General features: G+C 64.5%; 23 protein-coding genes. 13 read left to right on the forward strand and 10 right to left on the reverse strand.

The window, feature by feature from the left end; genetic code table 11:
- Positions 1–304: 304 nt before the first annotated feature.
- From NP945_RS14785 to arsK, 10 genes are all read left to right on the forward strand, one after another.
- Positions 305–715: an MbcA/ParS/Xre antitoxin family protein gene (locus tag NP945_RS14785; RefSeq protein WP_256746756.1), complete on the forward strand. Its 411-nt coding sequence runs from the start codon at positions 305–307 to the stop codon at positions 713–715.
- Positions 709–1407, forward strand: coding sequence for an RES family NAD+ phosphorylase (locus NP945_RS14790; RefSeq protein WP_256746757.1), 699 nt, complete (start codon positions 709–711; stop codon positions 1405–1407). Before NP945_RS14785 ends, NP945_RS14790 begins: the two co-directional genes overlap by 7 nt.
- A 65-nt stretch (positions 1408–1472) precedes the next feature.
- Complete coding sequence (locus NP945_RS14795; protein WP_256746758.1) at positions 1473–1805, forward strand: helix-turn-helix transcriptional regulator; 333 nt, start codon at positions 1473–1475, stop codon at positions 1803–1805.
- A gap of 16 nt (positions 1806–1821) precedes the next feature.
- Entirely contained in the window at positions 1822–2328 is a 507-nt protein-coding gene (locus NP945_RS14800; RefSeq protein WP_127270862.1) for an arsenate reductase ArsC, read from the forward strand.
- Between the two features lie 5 nt (positions 2329–2333).
- Positions 2334–3023, forward strand: coding sequence for an MIP/aquaporin family protein (locus NP945_RS14805; protein WP_127322436.1), 690 nt, complete (start codon positions 2334–2336; stop codon positions 3021–3023).
- A complete protein-coding gene (gene arsC, locus NP945_RS14810) occupies positions 3020–3442 on the forward strand; it encodes an arsenate reductase (glutaredoxin) (RefSeq protein WP_127322435.1) in 423 nt (140 codons plus the stop codon). The genes NP945_RS14805 and arsC overlap by 4 nt, the downstream gene beginning before the upstream one ends.
- Positions 3435–4169 (forward strand): arsenical resistance protein ArsH, encoded by a 735-nt coding sequence (arsH, locus tag NP945_RS14815; RefSeq protein WP_306283172.1) that lies wholly within the window; start codon positions 3435–3437, stop codon positions 4167–4169. The genes arsC and arsH overlap by 8 nt, the downstream gene beginning before the upstream one ends.
- A gap of 63 nt (positions 4170–4232) precedes the next feature.
- Positions 4233–4553: a helix-turn-helix transcriptional regulator gene (locus NP945_RS14820; protein WP_256746760.1), complete on the forward strand. Its 321-nt coding sequence runs from the start codon at positions 4233–4235 to the stop codon at positions 4551–4553.
- 44 nt (positions 4554–4597) lie between these two features.
- A complete protein-coding gene (locus NP945_RS14825; protein ID WP_256746761.1) occupies positions 4598–6025 on the forward strand; it encodes an NAD(P)-binding domain-containing protein in 1428 nt (475 codons plus the stop codon).
- The gene (gene arsK / locus NP945_RS14830; RefSeq protein ID WP_256746762.1) at positions 6018–7256 is read left to right on the forward strand and encodes an arsenite efflux MFS transporter ArsK; all 1239 of its coding nucleotides are present in this window, start codon (positions 6018–6020) and stop codon (positions 7254–7256) included. The genes NP945_RS14825 and arsK overlap by 8 nt, the downstream gene beginning before the upstream one ends.
- A gap of 7 nt (positions 7257–7263) precedes the next feature.
- On the opposite strand, the gene NP945_RS14835 is transcribed toward arsK, so the two are convergent.
- The 7 genes from NP945_RS14835 to NP945_RS14865 form a co-directional block, all read right to left on the reverse strand.
- On the reverse strand, positions 7264–7992 hold the full coding sequence (locus NP945_RS14835; protein ID WP_027160865.1) for an amino acid ABC transporter ATP-binding protein: 729 nt from the start codon (positions 7990–7992) through the stop codon (positions 7264–7266).
- A 56-nt stretch (positions 7993–8048) separates the two neighbouring features.
- Positions 8049–8723: an amino acid ABC transporter permease gene (locus NP945_RS14840; RefSeq protein WP_127272108.1), complete on the reverse strand. Its 675-nt coding sequence runs from the start codon at positions 8721–8723 to the stop codon at positions 8049–8051.
- On the reverse strand, positions 8720–9391 hold the full coding sequence (locus tag NP945_RS14845) for an amino acid ABC transporter permease (RefSeq protein ID WP_127271796.1): 672 nt from the start codon (positions 9389–9391) through the stop codon (positions 8720–8722). The genes NP945_RS14840 and NP945_RS14845 overlap by 4 nt, the downstream gene beginning before the upstream one ends.
- 142 nt (positions 9392–9533) lie before the next feature.
- Entirely contained in the window at positions 9534–10322 is a 789-nt protein-coding gene (locus NP945_RS14850) for an ABC transporter substrate-binding protein (protein ID WP_127326548.1), read from the reverse strand.
- 111 nt (positions 10323–10433) lie between these two features.
- Positions 10434–11597: a saccharopine dehydrogenase family protein gene (locus NP945_RS14855; protein WP_256746763.1), complete on the reverse strand. Its 1164-nt coding sequence runs from the start codon at positions 11595–11597 to the stop codon at positions 10434–10436.
- A complete protein-coding gene (locus NP945_RS14860) occupies positions 11594–12094 on the reverse strand; it encodes an Lrp/AsnC family transcriptional regulator (RefSeq protein WP_127271168.1) in 501 nt (166 codons plus the stop codon). The genes NP945_RS14855 and NP945_RS14860 overlap by 4 nt, the downstream gene beginning before the upstream one ends.
- Positions 12095–12226: 132 nt before the next feature.
- A complete protein-coding gene (locus NP945_RS14865; RefSeq protein WP_256746764.1) occupies positions 12227–13099 on the reverse strand; it encodes a LysR substrate-binding domain-containing protein in 873 nt (290 codons plus the stop codon).
- Positions 13100–13211: 112 nt separating this feature from the next.
- On the opposite strand from NP945_RS14865, the gene NP945_RS14870 reads away from it, so the two are divergent.
- Together NP945_RS14870 and NP945_RS14875 are read left to right on the forward strand one after the other, a co-directional pair.
- Positions 13212–13421: a hypothetical protein gene (locus NP945_RS14870; RefSeq protein WP_127269973.1), complete on the forward strand. Its 210-nt coding sequence runs from the start codon at positions 13212–13214 to the stop codon at positions 13419–13421.
- 27 nt (positions 13422–13448) lie between these two features.
- Positions 13449–14213, forward strand: coding sequence for a sulfite exporter TauE/SafE family protein (locus NP945_RS14875; protein ID WP_256746765.1), 765 nt, complete (start codon positions 13449–13451; stop codon positions 14211–14213).
- Positions 14214–14252: 39 nt separating this feature from the next.
- Here NP945_RS14875 and NP945_RS14880 read toward each other — a convergent pair whose 3' ends face one another.
- The 3 genes from NP945_RS14880 to NP945_RS14890 all read right to left on the reverse strand — a co-directional run bounded on the left by NP945_RS14880 (position 14253) and on the right by NP945_RS14890 (position 15653).
- Positions 14253–14438 carry a DUF1778 domain-containing protein gene (locus NP945_RS14880; RefSeq protein WP_245463733.1) on the reverse strand — a complete coding sequence of 62 codons (186 nt, stop codon included), beginning with the start codon at positions 14436–14438 and terminating at the stop codon, positions 14253–14255.
- Positions 14439–14528: 90 nt separating this feature from the next.
- The gene (locus tag NP945_RS14885) at positions 14529–15047 is read right to left on the reverse strand and encodes a sugar O-acetyltransferase (protein ID WP_127408821.1); all 519 of its coding nucleotides are present in this window, start codon (positions 15045–15047) and stop codon (positions 14529–14531) included.
- Positions 15048–15203: 156 nt separating this feature from the next.
- The gene (locus NP945_RS14890) at positions 15204–15653 is read right to left on the reverse strand and encodes a universal stress protein (protein ID WP_127267216.1); all 450 of its coding nucleotides are present in this window, start codon (positions 15651–15653) and stop codon (positions 15204–15206) included.
- Positions 15654–15860: 207 nt separating this feature from the next.
- On the opposite strand from NP945_RS14890, the gene NP945_RS14895 reads away from it, so the two are divergent.
- On the forward strand, positions 15861–16442 hold the full coding sequence (locus tag NP945_RS14895) for a histidine phosphatase family protein (RefSeq protein WP_256746766.1): 582 nt from the start codon (positions 15861–15863) through the stop codon (positions 16440–16442).
- Positions 16443–16456 lie beyond the last annotated feature (14 nt).

Here is a 16456-nt window from a genome sequence, read left to right on the forward strand (position 1 = left end):
TCATCCATGATGCCAGTCTCTCGCCAAACCATCGCCGGTCCTCCCGGCGGACAAGAAAACTGTCACCCATGCTATCGGTCCATTCTGTTACCTATCTATCCGGTTCGGACACATCTCCCTTCTCCCCGTCACTATACGGGGAGAAGGTGCCGGCAGGGGATGAGGGGCGGCGCCGACTTTGGCGATTGGTGGCCTTCACAAGATGGAAGCCGTCATTGGCCTGAAAGCGATTGGCCCTGCCTTGCTGATCTCCTTGCCAATTGGCAAATGCATGCTATATATCTGCCAATAGCGAGGCAACAAAATGCAGCTTCAATCCATAGTCACCACGCCGGCCACGTTCGGAGCCGCTATCTCGGATGAAGAAGCGGGCGCTCTGGCGCGCACCACGGTTAATCTGTTCAAGGCCTGGAACCTCACTGACCTGGAGGCCTGCATCCTGCTCGGCGGCATATCGGCGCGCACCTGGGCGCGCTGGAAGGAAGGCGGCGTCGGCAGGGTCGACCGTGACCTGCGCACCCGCATGGCGCATCTGATGGGCATCCACAAGGGCCTGCGCTATCTGTTCACGGACCCGGCGCGCGGCTATGCCTGGATCCGCAAGCCCAATGCCACCTTCGGCGGCCAGTCGGCCCTCGACCTGATGCTGCGCGGCGAAATCTCCGATCTCTCGGCGATGCGCGAATGGCTCGATGCGGAGCGTGGTGCATGGTGAGTGGACTTGCGGTCAGGCGCCCCGTCGACTGGCACCAGACCTTCCGCATCATCCGCTCCATCCATCCGCCCATCGACCTCTTCGAGGACATTGCCGACCCGCGCGACTGGGAGGCGCTAGCCGCCGTCGAGGCGAAGACCAACCCGCGCATAAGGTTCGAGATCGGCGATCTCGGCAAGGTGTCGGCTGCAAGGCGGGTTTCCGGCCCCGGCGCCAGCTTCGTGATGGCGCCCTTCGTGCACTGTTCGACGCTGCGGCCGGGACGCTTCTCGGATGGCAGCTACGGCATCTACTATGCGGGCGACAGCGAGGACGTCGCGCTGGCCGAGACCATCCACCACCACCAGAAGTTCATGGGTGCCACCAACGAGGGGCCGGGCTGGACGGCGGATTTCCGCGTGCTGATCGGCAGCGTCGACCGCGATCTCGATGACGTCAACGCGGTGCCCGGCGTGCTCGACCCGGATGACTATTCCGCCTCGCAGGCGGAAGGGCGGGCGCTGCGGGCAGCAGGCAGCGACGGACTGGTGTGGAACAGCGTGCGCATGCCGGGCGGCGGCTGCATCGGCATCTTCTGGCCCGATGTCATTACCATTCCAGTGCAGGGTCGCCACTACAGCTACCATTGGGACGGCGCCCGCGTGGACTTCGTGCGCCAGCACGATACGGGAAAGGTGCTTGCCGTCACATGATGGCGGCGGACACGCTTTACAGATCGCTGGGAAGCCGATATCCATAAATCCAAGGATTCGGATATATGGATAAGAAAAGCACTTTGAACGCGCTGGCCGCACTTGGCCAGGAGACGCGGCTGGATGTCTTCCGGCTGCTCGTGCGTGCCGGTCCGGAAGGCATTCCGGCGGGCGAGATCGCAACGAGGCTGGACACGGTCCAGAACACCATGTCGGCGCATCTGAAGGTGCTTGCCCATGCCGGGCTGATCCGTCCCGAACGCAACGGAAGGACCGTGCGCTATGTCGCCGACATGACCGGCTTGCGCGACCTGCTGGCCTATCTGATGGAAGATTGCTGCAATGGCACGCCGGAGCTCTGCCGGCCCGTGATCCAGGCGGTAACCTGCAAATGCTAGAAGGGAGGCATGCACCATGAGCGAACCGTACAACGTTCTTTTCCTCTGCACCGGCAATTCGGCGAGGTCGATCATCGCAGAGGCGATTCTCAATCGTATTGGCGCCGGCAAGTTCAAGGCCTATTCGGCCGGGTCGCATCCCAAAGGGGCGGTGCATCCCTACACGCTCCAGCTTCTGAAGAACCTCAATTACGACACGTCCTTTGCCCGTTCGAAGGACTGGGAAGAATTCGCGGTTCCCGGTGCGCCGGAGATGAATTTCGTTTTCACGGTCTGCGACAACGCCGCCAATGAATCGTGCCCTGTCTGGCCAGGACAGCCGATGACCGCACATTGGGGCGTGCCTGATCCGGCTGACGCGGAGGGCACCGATGCCGAAAAACATCTGGCCTTTGCCGAAGCCTATCGCATGCTCAACAACCGGATTTCGATCTTCATCAGCCTGCCGATGAGCATGGTCGACAAGCTTGCCCTGCAGAAGCGGCTGGATGAAATCGGCCGCAACCTGCCGAAGGCCGGCTGAAGCTCGTGGCGAACGACCTGCCACGCCGCATCGTCGCGGAAGCCTTGGGAACCGCGCTGCTCGTCGCGACCGTGGTCGGCTCCGGCATCATGGCCGCCCGGCTGACACACGACGTCGCCGTTTCGCTGCTCGGCAACACGCTGCCGACCGGGGCGATCCTCGTCGTGCTGATCACGATACTGGGACCGATCTCGGGGGCGCACTTCAATCCGGTCGTCACGCTGGTGTTCGCGCTTCGCCGCGAGATCGAGGCGAACGCGGCGCTTGCCTATGTCACCGCCCAGGTCGTGGGCGGCATTGCCGGGACGTTTCTGGCCCATGCCATGTTCGAACTGCCTATCCTGCAGGCCTCAGCGACGGTGCGGACCGGAACCGGGCAATGGCTCGCGGAGGCAGTCGCCGCCTTCGGCCTTGTGTTCACCATCCTGGCAGGCTTGCGCTTCCGCTCCGACGCGATCCCGTGGCTTGTCGGGCTGTACATCACCGCCGCCTACTGGTTCACGGCCTCGACCTCCTTCGCCAACCCGGCTGTCGCGATCGCCCGCGCCTTTTCCGACACGTTTTCTGGCATCCGTCCGGTCGACCTGCCGGGCTTCATAGCCGCCGAATTGCTGGGGGCGCTGCTGGCCATGGCCCTGGCGGGCTGGCTGCTCGCCGAACCGAAATCAACAAGACAGATGAAGGCTGCCGAATGACCGTCACCATCTACCACAACCCCGATTGCGGCACCTCGCGCAACACGCTGGCCATGATCCGCCAGTCCGGCGAAGAGCCGGAGGTGATCGAATATCTGAAGACGCCACCGTCGCGCGAAAGGCTGGTCGAGTTGATTGCCGCGATGGGCATGATGCCGCGCCAATTGCTGCGCGAGAAGGGCACGCCTTACGCGGAACTCGATCTCGGCAATCCCAAGTGGACCGACGATGAAATTCTGGATTTCATGATGGCGCATCCGATCCTGATCAATCGGCCGATCGTGGTGACGCGTCTCGGCGTCGTTCTCGCGCGACCTTCGGAAGCGGTTCTCGACATCCTGCCCAACCCCGATATCGGGCTGTTCGTTAAAGAGGATGGCGAAGTCGTCGTCGACACCAAGGGCAAGCGCATTGCCTGAGCAGAACCAGGTCGCCGATGACACGCTGCCGAACGTCGACGAAGAGCAGTTTCGACCGCTCGATATGCAGGTTCTGCTGGACGCGGCTAGATCCATTCACAAGCCCCGCGTGCTGATGCTCTACGGATCGCTGCGGGAGCGGTCCTATTCCCGCCTCGTCACCGAGGAGGCCGCGCGAATCCTTCGCCGCCTCGGCGCCGAGGTTCGCATCTTCAATCCTTCGGGCCTGCCGCTGCCGGATTCGACGTCCGCCGACCATCCCAAGGTCAGGGAATTGCGCGACCTGTCCATCTGGTCGGAGGCCCAGGTCTGGTGCTCTCCGGAACGGCACGGTTCCATGACGGGGGTGATGAAGGCGCAGATTGACTGGCTGCCGCTGTCGATGGGCGGAGTACGACCGACGCAGGGCAGGACGCTCGCCGTCATGCAGGTCTCCGGCGGCTCCCAGAGTTTCAACGCCGTCAACCAGCTTCGCATCCTTGGCCGCTGGATGCGAATGGTCACCATCCCCAACCAATCGTCGGTCGCCAAGGCTTTCGCCGAGTTCGACGAAGCCGGCCGCATGAAGCCGTCATCGTATTATAACCGGATCGTCGACGTGATGGAGGAGCTGATGAAGTTCACCCTGCTCCTGCGCGACCGCTCCAACTACCTGACGGACCGCTATTCCGAGCGGGTCGAGAGTGCGGAAGAGGTCGCCAAGCGGGTCAACCAACGGTCGATTTGACGCTATTTCGACAATAGTCGAATTATTGTTGACCTTGGTTCATAGGGCGGGTATGTTTTTTCCATGAAACTCGAAAAAGCAGCCGCTCAGCTTGAAGCACTCGGCAATCCGACGCGGCTTCAGCTCTATCGCATCCTGGTGCGCGCCGGTGACGACGGGCTTGCCGTCGGCAGCGTCCAGGGCAAGCTCGACATTCCGTCCTCGACGCTGTCGCATCACCTCAAGCGGCTGGTCGACACCGGTCTGGTGACGCAGGAGAGGCAAGCGACGACGCTGATCTGCCGCGCCAACTATCCCGGCATGAATGCGCTGATCGGTTATCTCGCCGACGAGTGCTGCGCCGACGCCGCCTGCGCGCCCGCCGCCGGCAAAGCACTGGCTTGATTTTTTTGCGCTTATAATTCGAACATACCGGAAGGATGGAACCTATGGACATGATGGCAAACCTTCCCGTCGCGGTGATCGGCGCCGGCCCAGTCGGGCTTGCAGCCGCGGCGCATCTGGTCGAACGCGGCATCACTCCGCTCGTCCTGGAACGCGGCGAAAGCGTGGGTGCCGCGCTGCTCGATTGGGGACATGTGCGGGTGTTTTCGCCATGGAAGTACAACATCGATGCGGCGGCGCGGGCGCTGCTCGACCGCTCCGGCTGGACAGCGCCGGACAGCCAGTGCCTGCCGACCGGCGGCGAGATCGTGCGCGATTATCTGGCGCCGCTTGGCCGGCTTCCGGCGATCGCCGCCAATTTGAAGCTCGGCGCCGAGGTCACCGCGATCACCCGTCAGGGACACGACAAGGTCGCCAATGATGACCGCAAGGACGCGCCCTTCGTCATCCGCTATCGCGATACCGGCGGCGAACACCGCGTTCTCGCGCGCGCGGTCATCGACGCGTCCGGAACATGGTGGCGGCCAAATCCGATCGGCGTCGACGGGCTGCCGGTTGTCGGCGAAGGCGAGGCGTCGGCACGCATCGCCTATGGCATTCCCGACGTGGTCGGCAAGGCGAGAGAAGACTATGCGGGCAAGCGCGTCCTGGTCATCGGTGGCGGGCACTCGGCCATCAACGTCGCTTTGGCGCTGATGGAGTTGCAGGATGCGGCGCCGGGCACCGAGATCTTCTGGGCGCTGCGCCACGCCAGCGTCGACAGGCTGCTCGGCGGCGGGCTGAACGACCAGTTGCCTGAACGCGGCGCGCTTGGGCTGGCGGCCAGGCAGGCGATGACGGATGGCAGGCTGAACATGCTGACGTCTTTCGCCGTCAACGGCATCGAGACACAGGGCGAGGGACTTGTCGTCGACGCCAACCTGGGTGGCAAGCCGTTCAACCTGGCCATCGACCGCATCGTCGTCACCACCGGCTTCAGGCCAGACCTGTCGTTCCTGAGCGAAATCCGCATCGCGCTCGATCACGCCGTCGAAGCGCCGCCGGCACTGGCGCCACTGATCGATCCAAACTACCACTCATGCGGCACGGTTCCGGCGCATGGCATTGCAGAGCTCGCGCACCCCGAACCGGGCTTCACCATCGTCGGCTCGAAATCCTACGGCCGTGCCCCGACCTTCCTGATGGCGACCGGCTACGAGCAAGTCCGCTCGGTGGTGGCCGATATTGCCGGAGACCATGCCGCGGCCCGCGAGGTCCGGCTGGTGCTGCCGGAGACCGGCGTGTGCAGCGCCGTCGGTGTCGTGACGGTATCGGCAAGCGCCGGCTGCTGTGGCGGGCCCGCGCCCGCCGCTGTCGATGCCTGCTGCGTCAGGGATGCGGACGCCAAGGCAACCGGCGCATCGGGTTGCGGCTGCGCAACCGCGCCAGCCACCGAGACGCGAGAGAATATGGCGGCCGGCGCCGATGCCTGAACGATCCGTCCTGCGCAAGGCAATCTGGGCGCTTGGACTGACCCAGATCATCGGCTACGGCACGCTCTATTACAGCTTCTCGATCCTCGCGCCGGCAATGGCTGGGGAGTTCGGGCTCACGGAAGGCTGGATATTCGGCGCGCTGTCGGCCTCGCTCTTTGCCGGCAGCCTGTTCGCGCCGACTGCCGGGCGGTGGGCCGACCGCTTCGGCGCCGGCCGCATCATGACCGTCGGCTCGGTGGCGGCAGCCGTGGCGCTGGCGCTGTGCGCCGTCGCGCCCGACCGCGTGACCTTCGTCCTGGCATTGCTGGCAATGGAGCTGGCCTCCAGCTTCGTCCTCTACAGCGCCGCCTTCGTGGCGATCGTGCAGATCGGGGTTCCCCGGCCGCAACGCAGCATCACCCACCTGACGCTCATCGCCGGGTTCGCCTCGACCCTGTTCTGGCCGCTGACCTCGGCGCTGCATGCGCATCTCACATGGCGCGAGGTCTATCTCTTGTTCGCGGCCCTCAATCTCGGGCTCTGCCTGCCGATCCACGCCTGGCTGATGCGCCTGTCGCGCCGCCACGCCACGGCCGCGAGCCAAGAGCGCGGGCCAGCCCCGGAAGCGGGCGCGCCGCTCGATCCGCGGCGCGCCCGGGCCGCATTCCTGCTCATGCTGGCGGGGTTCGCCACCGAGGGCTTCGTGCTGTCGGCGATCCTCATCCACATGGTGCCGCTGACGGCGGCGCTGGGGCTCGGAACTGCAGGCCTCTTCGTCTCGACCCTGTTCGGGCCGGCACAGGTCGCCAGCCGGCTGATCAACATGCTGTTTGGCGGCCGCCTGCAGCAAACGCACCTTGCCGTCATCGCCGCGTCGCTGCTCACAGCCGGACTGTGCGCGCTGCTGCTGACCATGCCATGGCTGCCCGGCGCCTTCCTGTTCGTGTTGCTGTTCGGCCTCGGCTCCGGCCTCACCAGCATCGTCGGCGGCACCTTGCCGCTCGAACTCTTCGGCCGCGAAGGCTATGGCGCGCGGCTCGGATGGGCGAGCGCTGCCCGCCAGTTCACCTCGGCCTTCGCGCCGTTCGCGCTCGCCTTCATGATGGCGCGGACATCCGTCGCCAATTCGCTGTGGGTGCTGGTGGTCGTCGCCGCGAGCGGCGTCATCGCCTTCCTCGCCATCGTGTTGCTGAGGCGCCGCGGCCGGGTTGCGTTCGCCATTGGCGGCAATCCGGAAGAGGCGGCCTGACCGCGCCTCAATGTCTGAGAATCTTGCTCAGAAAAGCGCGGCTGCGGTCGGTCTTGGGGTGTGAGAAGAACTCGTCCGGCGTGCCGCTTTCGACGATGGCGCCGGCGTCCATGAACACCACGCGCTGGGCGACCTTGCGGGCGAAGCCCATCTCGTGTGTCACCACCATCATGGTCATGCCTTCCTCGGCGACCGCCACCATGACGTCGAGCACTTCGGAAATCATCTCGGGATCGAGGGCCGAGGTCGGCTCGTCGAACAGCATGATCTTGGGTCGCATGCCAAGGCAACGCGCGATCGCCACGCGCTGCTGCTGGCCGCCGGAGAGCTGTGCGGGATAGGCATTGACCTTATCGGCGAGGCCAACCTTGGCCAGCAATTCGCGGCCTGCTTTTTCAGCCTCGGCGCGCGGGATCTTGCGGACGTGGATGGGGGCGAGCGTGACGTTTTCGAGTGCCGTCTTGTGCGGGTAGAGGTTGAACGACTGGAAGACGAAGCCGATCTCGGTGCGCAGCTGCGTCATGTTGGTGGCGGGGTCGCCCAGGCGTTGGCCGTCGACGACGAGGTCGCCGTCCTTGATCGCCTCCAGGCCGTTGACGCAGCGGATCAGCGTGCTCTTGCCCGAGCCGCTCGGGCCGCAGACGACGACCACTTCGCGCGGCTCGACGCTGAGCGTGATATCCTTGAGCACATTGAGCGTGCCGAACCATTTGTTGACGCCGCGAAAGTCGATCATGCCGGTTTTGGCAAGGCCCGTTTTGGTCATGTTTTCTGGACCTCTGGGGTTGGAAGTCACAACTGCACCTCGCCATGCGCCGCGCCCATGCGCTGCTCCAGCCGGCGGGCCAGCATGATCAGCGGATAGCAGACGATGAAATAGCCGACGCCGACGAGGAAGAAGACCAGCAGGCCGTTGGGCACACGCTGCACCACCAGCCAGCCAACCCGGGTGAGGTCGGTGAGCCCGATCGCCGAGACGACGGAAGAATCCTTGATCAGCAGCACATACTGCCCGACCAGCGGCGGCAGCACGATGCGCATCGCCTGTGGGAGGACCACCTGGCGCATGCGCTGCAAGCGCGACAGGCCGGACGCCAGCGCCGCCTCGACCTGACCTGTCGGCACCGAGCGGATGCCGGCAACGACGATCTCGCAGATGAAGCAGGCGGCGAGGTTGGTCAGCGCGATGATGCCGGCGGTGAAGGCATCGAGTTCGATGCCGAACTCAGGCAGGATGAAGAAGATCAGGAAGATCTGCACCAGGAACGGCGTGCCGCGGATCAGGTCGACCCAGGCCCCGATCAAGCCCGAGATCAGCCGGTTGCCGCCGGTCCGCAGGATGCCGAGGCCGAAGCCAAGCAGGGTGCCGAGCACCAGGCTGATCAGTGACAGCATCACGGTCATGCCGAGGCCGCGCAGGGCCAGCGGATAAGAGCCGGCGAGGCTTTGCAGTTGTTGCCAGATCATGTCCGCGCCCCCGCCGTGCCGAGCCAGCGGCTGGAGACGCCAGCCAGTCCTTTCAGTCCGTAATACAGCAGCAGGTAGAAGGCGGCGATGGTGAGGAAACCTTCGGCCGGCATGAAGCGGTCGGAAGCGAGCAATTGGCCGGCGCGCGTCAGTTCGGAAACCGAGATCAGCGACAGAAGGGCGGAATCCTTGACCAGCACGATCGCCTGGCCAAGCAGCGGCGGGATCGTCACCTTGAAGGCCTGCGGCAGGACGACCAGACGCATGCGCTGGACATAGGTCATGCCCGAAGCGACGCTGGCCTCGACCTGGCCACGTGGGATCGACAGGATGCCGGCGCGAATGATTTCAGCGATATAGGCGCCGCTGTTGAGCGACAGCGCGAGAATGCCGACGACCAGCTCAGGCAGGACGAAGCCGAGCCGGGGCAGGCCGAAATAGAGGAAATAGAGCTGCGCCAGCAAGGGTGTGGCGCGTACGGCGTCGATATAGGCCTTGGCCGGCACGCGAAACAGCCAGCCGCGCTGCAGGTTCATGGCGCACAGCACGATGCCGACGATCAGTGCGCCGACAAAGGACAGCGCCGACAGCCAGACGGTCGTGATCAGGCCCTGCCCGAACAGCGGCAGATATTCGACAATGGTGCGGAAACTGAAATTTTCGAGCATCGTTGGGTGAAATCCCCAGAGTGCAGGAAGGGCGAGTAGCGAATAGCGAATAGCGAGTAGAGAATTAGGGAGCAGCAAAGCATGGCCGGAACGGCCATTCCCTATTCGCTACTCCCTATTCGCTACTCGCTAATTCAATTTCTCAGTGATCCTTCTTCCAGGCGTCGGAATTGACCCAGTAGTCGAGGTTCTTCTGCAGGCGTCCGTCGATGGTGACCTGGTTGAGGAACAGGTTCATCCAGACCAGCAGGTCCGGCTCGTCATAGCGGGTGGCGAAGGCAAGCGGCTCCTTCGACAACAGGTCCGGCATGATGGTGAAGCTGCCGGCCGGATAGGCGGTCGACTGGCCCTTGACCGCCGAGACGTCGTTGACGCCGCAATCGGCCTGGCCGTTGTTGACGGCGTCGAGCAGCAGCGGACCGCCGCCCTTGTAGCTCTTGATGTCGGCGTCGGGGAAGGCTTTCTTGGCTTCCTTCTCGCCGGTGGCGCCGAGCAGCACGGCGATCTTGGTGCCCTTGGCCTTGCAGTCCTCAGTGGTCTTGAACTTGCTGTCGGCCTTGGTGAAGACGGTGCTGCCCGTGTACATGTAAGGCGTGGTGAAGGCGACCTTCATGCCGCGCGCGAGCGTCGGTGTCATGTCGGCGACCAGAAGGTCGGCCTTGCCCGACAGCAGTGCCGGGATCAGGCCGTCCCAGTCGAAGTCGAGGAAGGTGATCTTGACGCCCATTTCCTTGGCCATCATTTCGGCGAGTTCCACCGAACTGCCGGTGCGTTCGCCATTGGCGCCGACCAGCGAGAAGGGAGGCCCTTGAGTCTGCACGGCGACGCGCAACTCGCCGCGCTTGGTGATGTCGTCGAGCGTACCGGCACTGGCAGCGGCAGTGAGCCCTGCGAGTGCAAGCCCGGCGATGAAAAGTCTGGCAATCTTCATTTCGGTATTCCTCCTTGTTTTATTGTTCCACGTTGTTTTTCACCCTTTGGGGTGCTTTTTGAGCGGCAGCGCCGTTGCCGACGGCAGCCACCGTTCGAAAATCTTTTCTCCTCAGTCCCGTGCCACCGTCTCGGAAACCGTGATGCCACGCTTGGCCAGTTCGTCGAAGAACCTGATGTCGGGCACGTCCAGCAGCGGGTTCAAAAGGCCCGGTCTGGTGATCTCACGCCGCGCGAGCATCTGCGCCACGATGCTGGCGGGATAGCCGACGCCGAGGCTCATGCCGAACAGGCCCGAAGCCAGGTCCCGCTCGATGATCAGGTCCGACGTCACCGTCTTGGCGCGGCCGTCTTCGAGGCCGTAAAAGACATTGCGCATCACGCACAGGTCCTTCTCGCCGGGACCATATTGCAGTTGCGGGCCGAGCAGACGGCCAAGGAATTCGCGCGGGCTGTTGCCGGTGCCGGGCACCTTGTCTTCGGAGAGGAAACCAAGCTCCTTCAGCGGCGCCCAGAAGGCCGACCATCCCGGCCAGCGCAGCGTGTAGCGGCCGGAGCGGCGCAATCCCTTGGCGGCGTCCAGCATCTCGACATAATGCAGCGCATCGCCATTGGGGAAGGCTTCGAGCTTGCCCAGACCCGCAACCTCGATTTCATGGATGAACGGATTGTCGTGCTGCTGGCCGGCCGGCACCGCGACGCGTTTTCCGTCCTCGATCATCACGCTGTCGCGGTTCTGGCTGACCAGGACCATGTCGAAATTCCAGCTCACCTTGTAGCACAGCGGCTTGGCCATCGCCTTCGGCTCGGGGATGCCGCCGCAATAGGAATCGATCGAGGAAATCGAATCGAACTGCCTGGCGGCGCGCGCGTACAGCACGAGGTCGATGCCGGGGTCGAGCCCGCATTCGGTCATGATCGAGACGCCGGCCTGTTCGGCGGCTGGCGCCAGGTCGGCGATCGACTTGGCGTAATTGGTGGTGACCAGCGGCGTGCGCGTGGCGATCGCGGCCTGCACCGCCTGGCGCATCAGCGGCTGCGGCAACAGGTCGATGACGGCGTCGACATCATCAAGCACAGTGGCCAGCGCCGGGCCGATCGCGCCTTCAGGCACCACGAAGCGCACGCGGGCAAGATCGGTCAGGCCGGCAAGCCGGGCCGGGCCATCCGCTGCGGTATCGACGCAGACGATTTCCTCGACGCCGACGCTGGCGACGAGGTCGGCGATTGCCGCCCGGCCTTGCAGGCCGAGGCCGCCTAGTACCGCGATCTTCATGCCGGCTCCTTGCGGTCGTCCGACCAGCAGCCTTCCGGCAGGCTGACCCATTTGTTGCAGGACGCCATGACGACGAAGGTTTCGCTGCGCACGACTTCGCCGGGCTCGCCGGCGCCGGGGATCAGTTCGCTGGTGACGCGGTAGAGATCGGCGACGTCACCGGCCACCGTCACGTCGACGATGATGTCGAAGCGCCCGGTGACCACCGAAGCCGAGTTGACGAAGGGCAGTTCGGAAATGCGCTGTGCCAGTTCGCGGGCCCGGCCGCGCCCCTGGGCATTGATGCCGACAATGGCCGAGATCAGCTCGGGGCGCTCGGTCAGGTTCAGCAGGCCGACGATCTTGAGCAGGTTGCGGTCGAGCAGGTTGCGCAGCCGCGTGCGCACCGTCGGCACCGAAATCGCCAACATCTCGGCGATGCGGTTGATGCCCGGCTGTGCATCCTGCGACAGCTGTTTGACCAGCCGCCGATCGGTCAGATCGAGATGTTCCCGCAAAGTCCCCGTCTTTCACAAAAGGAAAAAACTTTGGCTATTTTTTTGCCAATGTGTAAACAAGCTACGTCACGGATATTTGAAAAGCAAGGCAATGATTCAGCGCTGCTGGGGATAGGTAGTCGCTGTCAGGGCTCAGACCAGCGCTGCCGCCAACAGTTTTGCCTGTGGCGTCAACTCATCGAAGCGGCGGGCACAGAGGTTGAGCTGGCGTGTTGCCCAGTCGTCGGTCAACCGTAGGCTGCGCAGCGTGCGGGCGGAGCGGCGCGCGGCACTTTCGGGCACGATGGCGATGCCGGCGCCCTGGGCGACCAGCCGGCAGACATTGTCGAGGCCGGGCACGCGGATGCGGAAGTGCAGATGGCCGCCAAGGCGGGCGGCCTGACGGGTGATGTGCTCCTGCAAGGGATGGCCGGCGCTCAGGCCGACAAAGGCTTCGCCGAGCAGGTCGCCGAGGCTGGCCGTATTGCCTTCGAGGTCGGGCCAGTCTCGCGCGGCGATCACCATGAGCCTGTCGATGAAGAACGGCTTCTGCTCCAGATGCGAAAGGCCGGCCCAGGTCCCGGCGATGCCGAGATCGGCGGCACCGCTTGCCACCGCCTCTGCGATCTCGTGGCTGGGGCGCTCGTCGAGGTCGATGTCGATGCCGGGATGCGCGACGAGGAAGGCCGGCAGCATGTCGCGCAGCAGCGCGCTGGTGGCGGCCGTGTTGGCCATCAGCCGCACGCGGGCGCGCAAGCCCGTGGCATAGGCGCCGAGGTCGCCGGCCATCGCCTCGATCTGGTTCTGCACCGCCCGCGCATGGTGCAGCAGCGCCTGCCCGGCGGCCGTCGGCACCACGCCGCGCCGCCGCCGCTCTAAAAGCGGCGCGCCGAGGCTTTCCTCCATGCCCTTGATGCGGGCGCTGGCGGAGGCGAGCGCCAGCCCCGCAAGTTCGGCACCATGGGTGATGCTGCCGCGCTCGGCGACCAGCAGGAACAGCCGGAGATCGGTAAGATCGAAGCGCATCTTTCTTCTCCTGCAGGGTTTCAGCCTTCGGCGCAGACGAAGGCTGACGGCGTAACTTCCACATTGTGGGCGGCCGGCATGTCAGTCAAATCTTTTGCGATGGAGATGCGCGATGAGCGAAAAGGCGACAGGCCGGCATGGACCCGGCATACTTGAAAGCGCGGCGATCGTGCTTGCGATCGCGGTGGCCTCGCTTGCCATGGCGCGAGCGGAGCCCGGCCAGCGCGGTTGCGTGGCGATGGCTGCCCCTGTCCACCATGAAGCAACGCCTGCAAAACCCGCACCCGACGATGATGCGGCGGACATGCTGTTGCATGACTGATCGAAGCGGCACCCCGAAGGAACGACCGTGCTGAGCGTCGGCGTCATCGCCTGGATCGGCGCGGTCTTCCTTGCCGCGGGCTTCGTCAAGGGTGTCGTCGGCATGGGGCTGCCGACCGTGGCGATGGGGCTGCTGGCGGTAACGATGCCGCCGGCGCAGGCGGCTGCCCTGCTCTTGATCCCGTCGCTGGTCACCAATCTTTGGCAGTTGTTCACCGGCCCATCCTTCGGCGGGCTGTGCAAGCGGTTGTGGACGATGATGGCCGGCGTCGTGCTTGGCACCGTCGCCGGGGCCGGCCTGCTCACCGGCACACACTCTGGCGTTGCCTCGGTCGGGCTCGGTGCGGCGCTGGTGCTTTACGCCATTCTCGGCCTGCTCAAGCTTGGCTTCACCACGCCGGCGCGCCACGAGGCGTTGGTATCACCGCTGGTCGGTGTGGCGACCGGGCTGGTCACCGGCGCCACCGGGGTCTTCGTCATCCCGGCCGTGCCCTATCTGCAATCGCTGCGGCTGGGCCGGGAAGACCTCATCCAAGCGCTCGGCCTGTCCTTCACCGTGTCGACGGCGGCTCTTGCCCTTGGGTTGTTCAAGGCAGGCGCGTTCGCATCGCCGACAATGCAACTGGCGGGATCGGTCCTGGCGCTTGCGCCGGCGCTCGCCGGCATGTTCGCCGGCCAGGCGCTGCGCCAGGCGATGAGCGTCGAGACGTTTCGCACGGTGTTCTTCGCCGGGCTGCTGATGCTGGGCGGGTATCTGGTCTTGGAGGCCGCGCTCTGGTCTTCGGCATCCTAAGCGGCCGGTGGGGATTGGCGCGGAGCGTGATCATCAGCGTCATGCAGCGTCCCATGGAGGCTTTGTCGTCATGGTGCGGCGCAATCGGTGGTTCGGATGCTGCGGCGCGTCGAGACGTTCCAGAAAAGCGGCGTAGACATCCGGCTCGACAGTAAAGATGTCGCGGTTGAGCAACGTGTCTTCAGTGGCACGCTGCAACGCTTCAAGCATGAAGTCCTTGCGCATGAATGGGCTCCTTCCCTGCGTTAACAGCATAGCATAGCGACGATGTCACTACGATCTGTCGGTCCGGCCGCCCGATGAAAAGTCGCGCCCTCATTCGGCAATCGACCTGATGACGTTGGCCGGGTTTCCCCCGACAAGCGTGTTCGGGGGAACGTTCCTAGTGACCACGGAACCCGCCGCGACAACCGAGTTTTCGCCCACCGTCACGCCGCCGATGACCGTCGCGCCGGCCGCGATCCAGACATTGCGTTCGATCACGATCGGCTTTGCGGTCGTGAAGGCGCGACGCCGCGACGGTTCGAGGGGATGGCCCGAGGTGATGAGGCTGACATTCGGCCCGATCATGACATCGTCGGCGATGTCGAGCCCGCCAAGATCATAAAAGGTGCAGTTCTGATTGATGAAGACATTGCGCCCGACGCGGATATCGGATCCGCCGGTCGTGTAGAAGGGCGGGATCAGCAGGAAGCTGTCGTCGACCTTCCTGCCAATGAGTTCGCTGAACAGGGTCCGGACTTCAGCCGCGTCGTTGAAGGTCAAGCGGTTGAGGCTTGCGGTGGTCGCCATCGCCCGTTTGACGTCGGCCAGCATGGCGGCCGACTGCGGCATTCCGCTGGGAATTATCCTGGTGCGACCCTCGTCCGCCATTCGTCAATTTTCTCCGGCGCGGTCGAACAATGTTGGCGCACGACAGCCGCGCCGGGATGGTCTCCGGCTGTTATTTGAGCATGATTCCGAAAGTCAGTTCCAGCCCGGGAAAACGCCCTAGCGGACGACCAGCACCGGGATTTCCGTGTAGGACAGCACTTCCGCCGTCTGGCTGCCGAGAAGCAGCTTGCCCAGTCCGCGGCGGCCGTGCGAAGCCATGACGATCAGGTCGCAGCCCAGGGCCTGCGACAGTTCCAGGATGGCTTCGGCGGGCCGCTTGTCCTCGACATGCACGACCTCCGCGGATACGCCGACGGCGTTCGCCGACGCCTTGCACTTGTCGAGCACTTCCTTAGCGTGTCGTCCCGCCTCTTCCTTGTAGGCAGCCAGTTCGTTGCCGGCGGCATAGCCGGCCATGGCACCGCCCAAGGCGAAGATCGGGAATGGTTCCGAGACGGTGACGAAGGTGACAGCAGCGCCGAGGCCCTTGGCCAACGTTAGGCCGTGAGTAACGCCCTTGTCGGCCAGTTCCGATCCGTCCGTGGCGATGAGCAGATGTTTGTACATGACGATCTCGACTTGTTGTGCAAGGGCCCGTGCCCTTGTGGTGGCGGGAGCCTTGTGGAGGCTGGCCTTGATATAGTTGCGGCCTCGGGCCGATCACAGGGCCGGCCCGCCGCCGATCAAGGCCAGGCGACCACGCAGTTTTGTACCAAGCGGATTCCCCTTTGCCGCATCGTCGCTTAAGGTGCTGGCGACACTGAAAGGCATTCCATGAGCAACGCGTATCCCCAAATCCATCTGGTCCGGCATGGTGAGACGGCATGGAGCCTTTCGGGGCAGCATACCGGCCGCACCGACATGCCGTTGACCCCGGTTGGCGAGGCCGCCGCGCGGGGTGTCGCCGATAGGCTCAAGGGGCTGTCTTTTTCGGCCGTATGGTCGAGCCCGTCGCAGCGCGCCTACAACACCAGTGTACTGGCCGGCTTCGACGCGCAGAGCGTCAAGAAGGACGATCTGCAGGAATGGGACTACGGCGCCTATGAGGGGCTGACGACAAAACAGATCCTGGCCGAGCGCCCCGGCTGGAATGTGTTTCGCGATGGTTGTCCGAAGGGCGAGATGGCGGCCGATGTCGGCGTGCGGGCCGACAGGATTATCGCCGGGCTGCGCGAGGCCAATGCCGGCATATTGGTGTTTTCCAGCGCGCATTTCTTGCGCGTGCTGGCGGCGCGCTGGATCGGCCTGCCGCCCGAAGGCGGCGCGCTGCTTGTGTTCGATACGGCCAGCATCAGCGTGCTCGGCTACGAGCATGATTTGAGCGAGCCGGTCATCCGGAAATGGAACCAGAAGTAGGGCGGCTTTGGCCA

The sequence above is a fragment of the Mesorhizobium sp. LMG17149 genome (assembly GCF_024518695.1).
In the GTDB taxonomy this organism is placed as follows: domain Bacteria; phylum Pseudomonadota; class Alphaproteobacteria; order Rhizobiales; family Rhizobiaceae; genus Mesorhizobium.

Bases quoted from the DNA above. Each gene is read 5' to 3' on its own strand.
- NP945_RS14790 (WP_256746757.1), top strand. From the start codon at position 709: ATGGTGAGTGGACTTGCGGTCAGGCGCCCCGTCGACTGGCACCAGACC.
- NP945_RS14895 (WP_256746766.1), top strand. From the start codon at position 15,861: ATGAGCAACGCGTATCCCCAAATCCATCTGGTCCGGCATGGTGAGACG.
- NP945_RS14820 (WP_256746760.1), top strand. From the start codon at position 4,233: ATGAAACTCGAAAAAGCAGCCGCTCAGCTTGAAGCACTCGGCAATCCG.
- NP945_RS14870 (WP_127269973.1), top strand. From the start codon at position 13,212: ATGAGCGAAAAGGCGACAGGCCGGCATGGACCCGGCATACTTGAAAGC.
- NP945_RS14795 (WP_256746758.1), top strand. From the start codon at position 1,473: ATGGATAAGAAAAGCACTTTGAACGCGCTGGCCGCACTTGGCCAGGAG.
- arsC (WP_127322435.1), top strand. From the start codon at position 3,020: ATGACCGTCACCATCTACCACAACCCCGATTGCGGCACCTCGCGCAAC.
- NP945_RS14785 (WP_256746756.1), top strand. From the start codon at position 305: ATGCAGCTTCAATCCATAGTCACCACGCCGGCCACGTTCGGAGCCGCT.
- NP945_RS14865 (WP_256746764.1), bottom strand. From the start codon at position 13,099: ATGCGCTTCGATCTTACCGATCTCCGGCTGTTCCTGCTGGTCGCCGAG.
- NP945_RS14840 (WP_127272108.1), bottom strand. From the start codon at position 8,723: ATGATCTGGCAACAACTGCAAAGCCTCGCCGGCTCTTATCCGCTGGCC.
- NP945_RS14800 (WP_127270862.1), top strand. From the start codon at position 1,822: ATGAGCGAACCGTACAACGTTCTTTTCCTCTGCACCGGCAATTCGGCG.
- NP945_RS14850 (WP_127326548.1), bottom strand. From the start codon at position 10,322: ATGAAGATTGCCAGACTTTTCATCGCCGGGCTTGCACTCGCAGGGCTC.
- NP945_RS14885 (WP_127408821.1), bottom strand. From the start codon at position 15,047: ATGCCGCAGTCGGCCGCCATGCTGGCCGACGTCAAACGGGCGATGGCG.
- NP945_RS14825 (WP_256746761.1), top strand. From the start codon at position 4,598: ATGGACATGATGGCAAACCTTCCCGTCGCGGTGATCGGCGCCGGCCCA.
- arsK (WP_256746762.1), top strand. From the start codon at position 6,018: ATGCCTGAACGATCCGTCCTGCGCAAGGCAATCTGGGCGCTTGGACTG.
- NP945_RS14845 (WP_127271796.1), bottom strand. From the start codon at position 9,391: ATGCTCGAAAATTTCAGTTTCCGCACCATTGTCGAATATCTGCCGCTG.
- NP945_RS14880 (WP_245463733.1), bottom strand. From the start codon at position 14,438: ATGCGCAAGGACTTCATGCTTGAAGCGTTGCAGCGTGCCACTGAAGAC.
- NP945_RS14890 (WP_127267216.1), bottom strand. From the start codon at position 15,653: ATGTACAAACATCTGCTCATCGCCACGGACGGATCGGAACTGGCCGAC.
- NP945_RS14835 (WP_027160865.1), bottom strand. From the start codon at position 7,992: ATGATCGACTTTCGCGGCGTCAACAAATGGTTCGGCACGCTCAATGTG.
- NP945_RS14855 (WP_256746763.1), bottom strand. From the start codon at position 11,597: ATGAAGATCGCGGTACTAGGCGGCCTCGGCCTGCAAGGCCGGGCGGCA.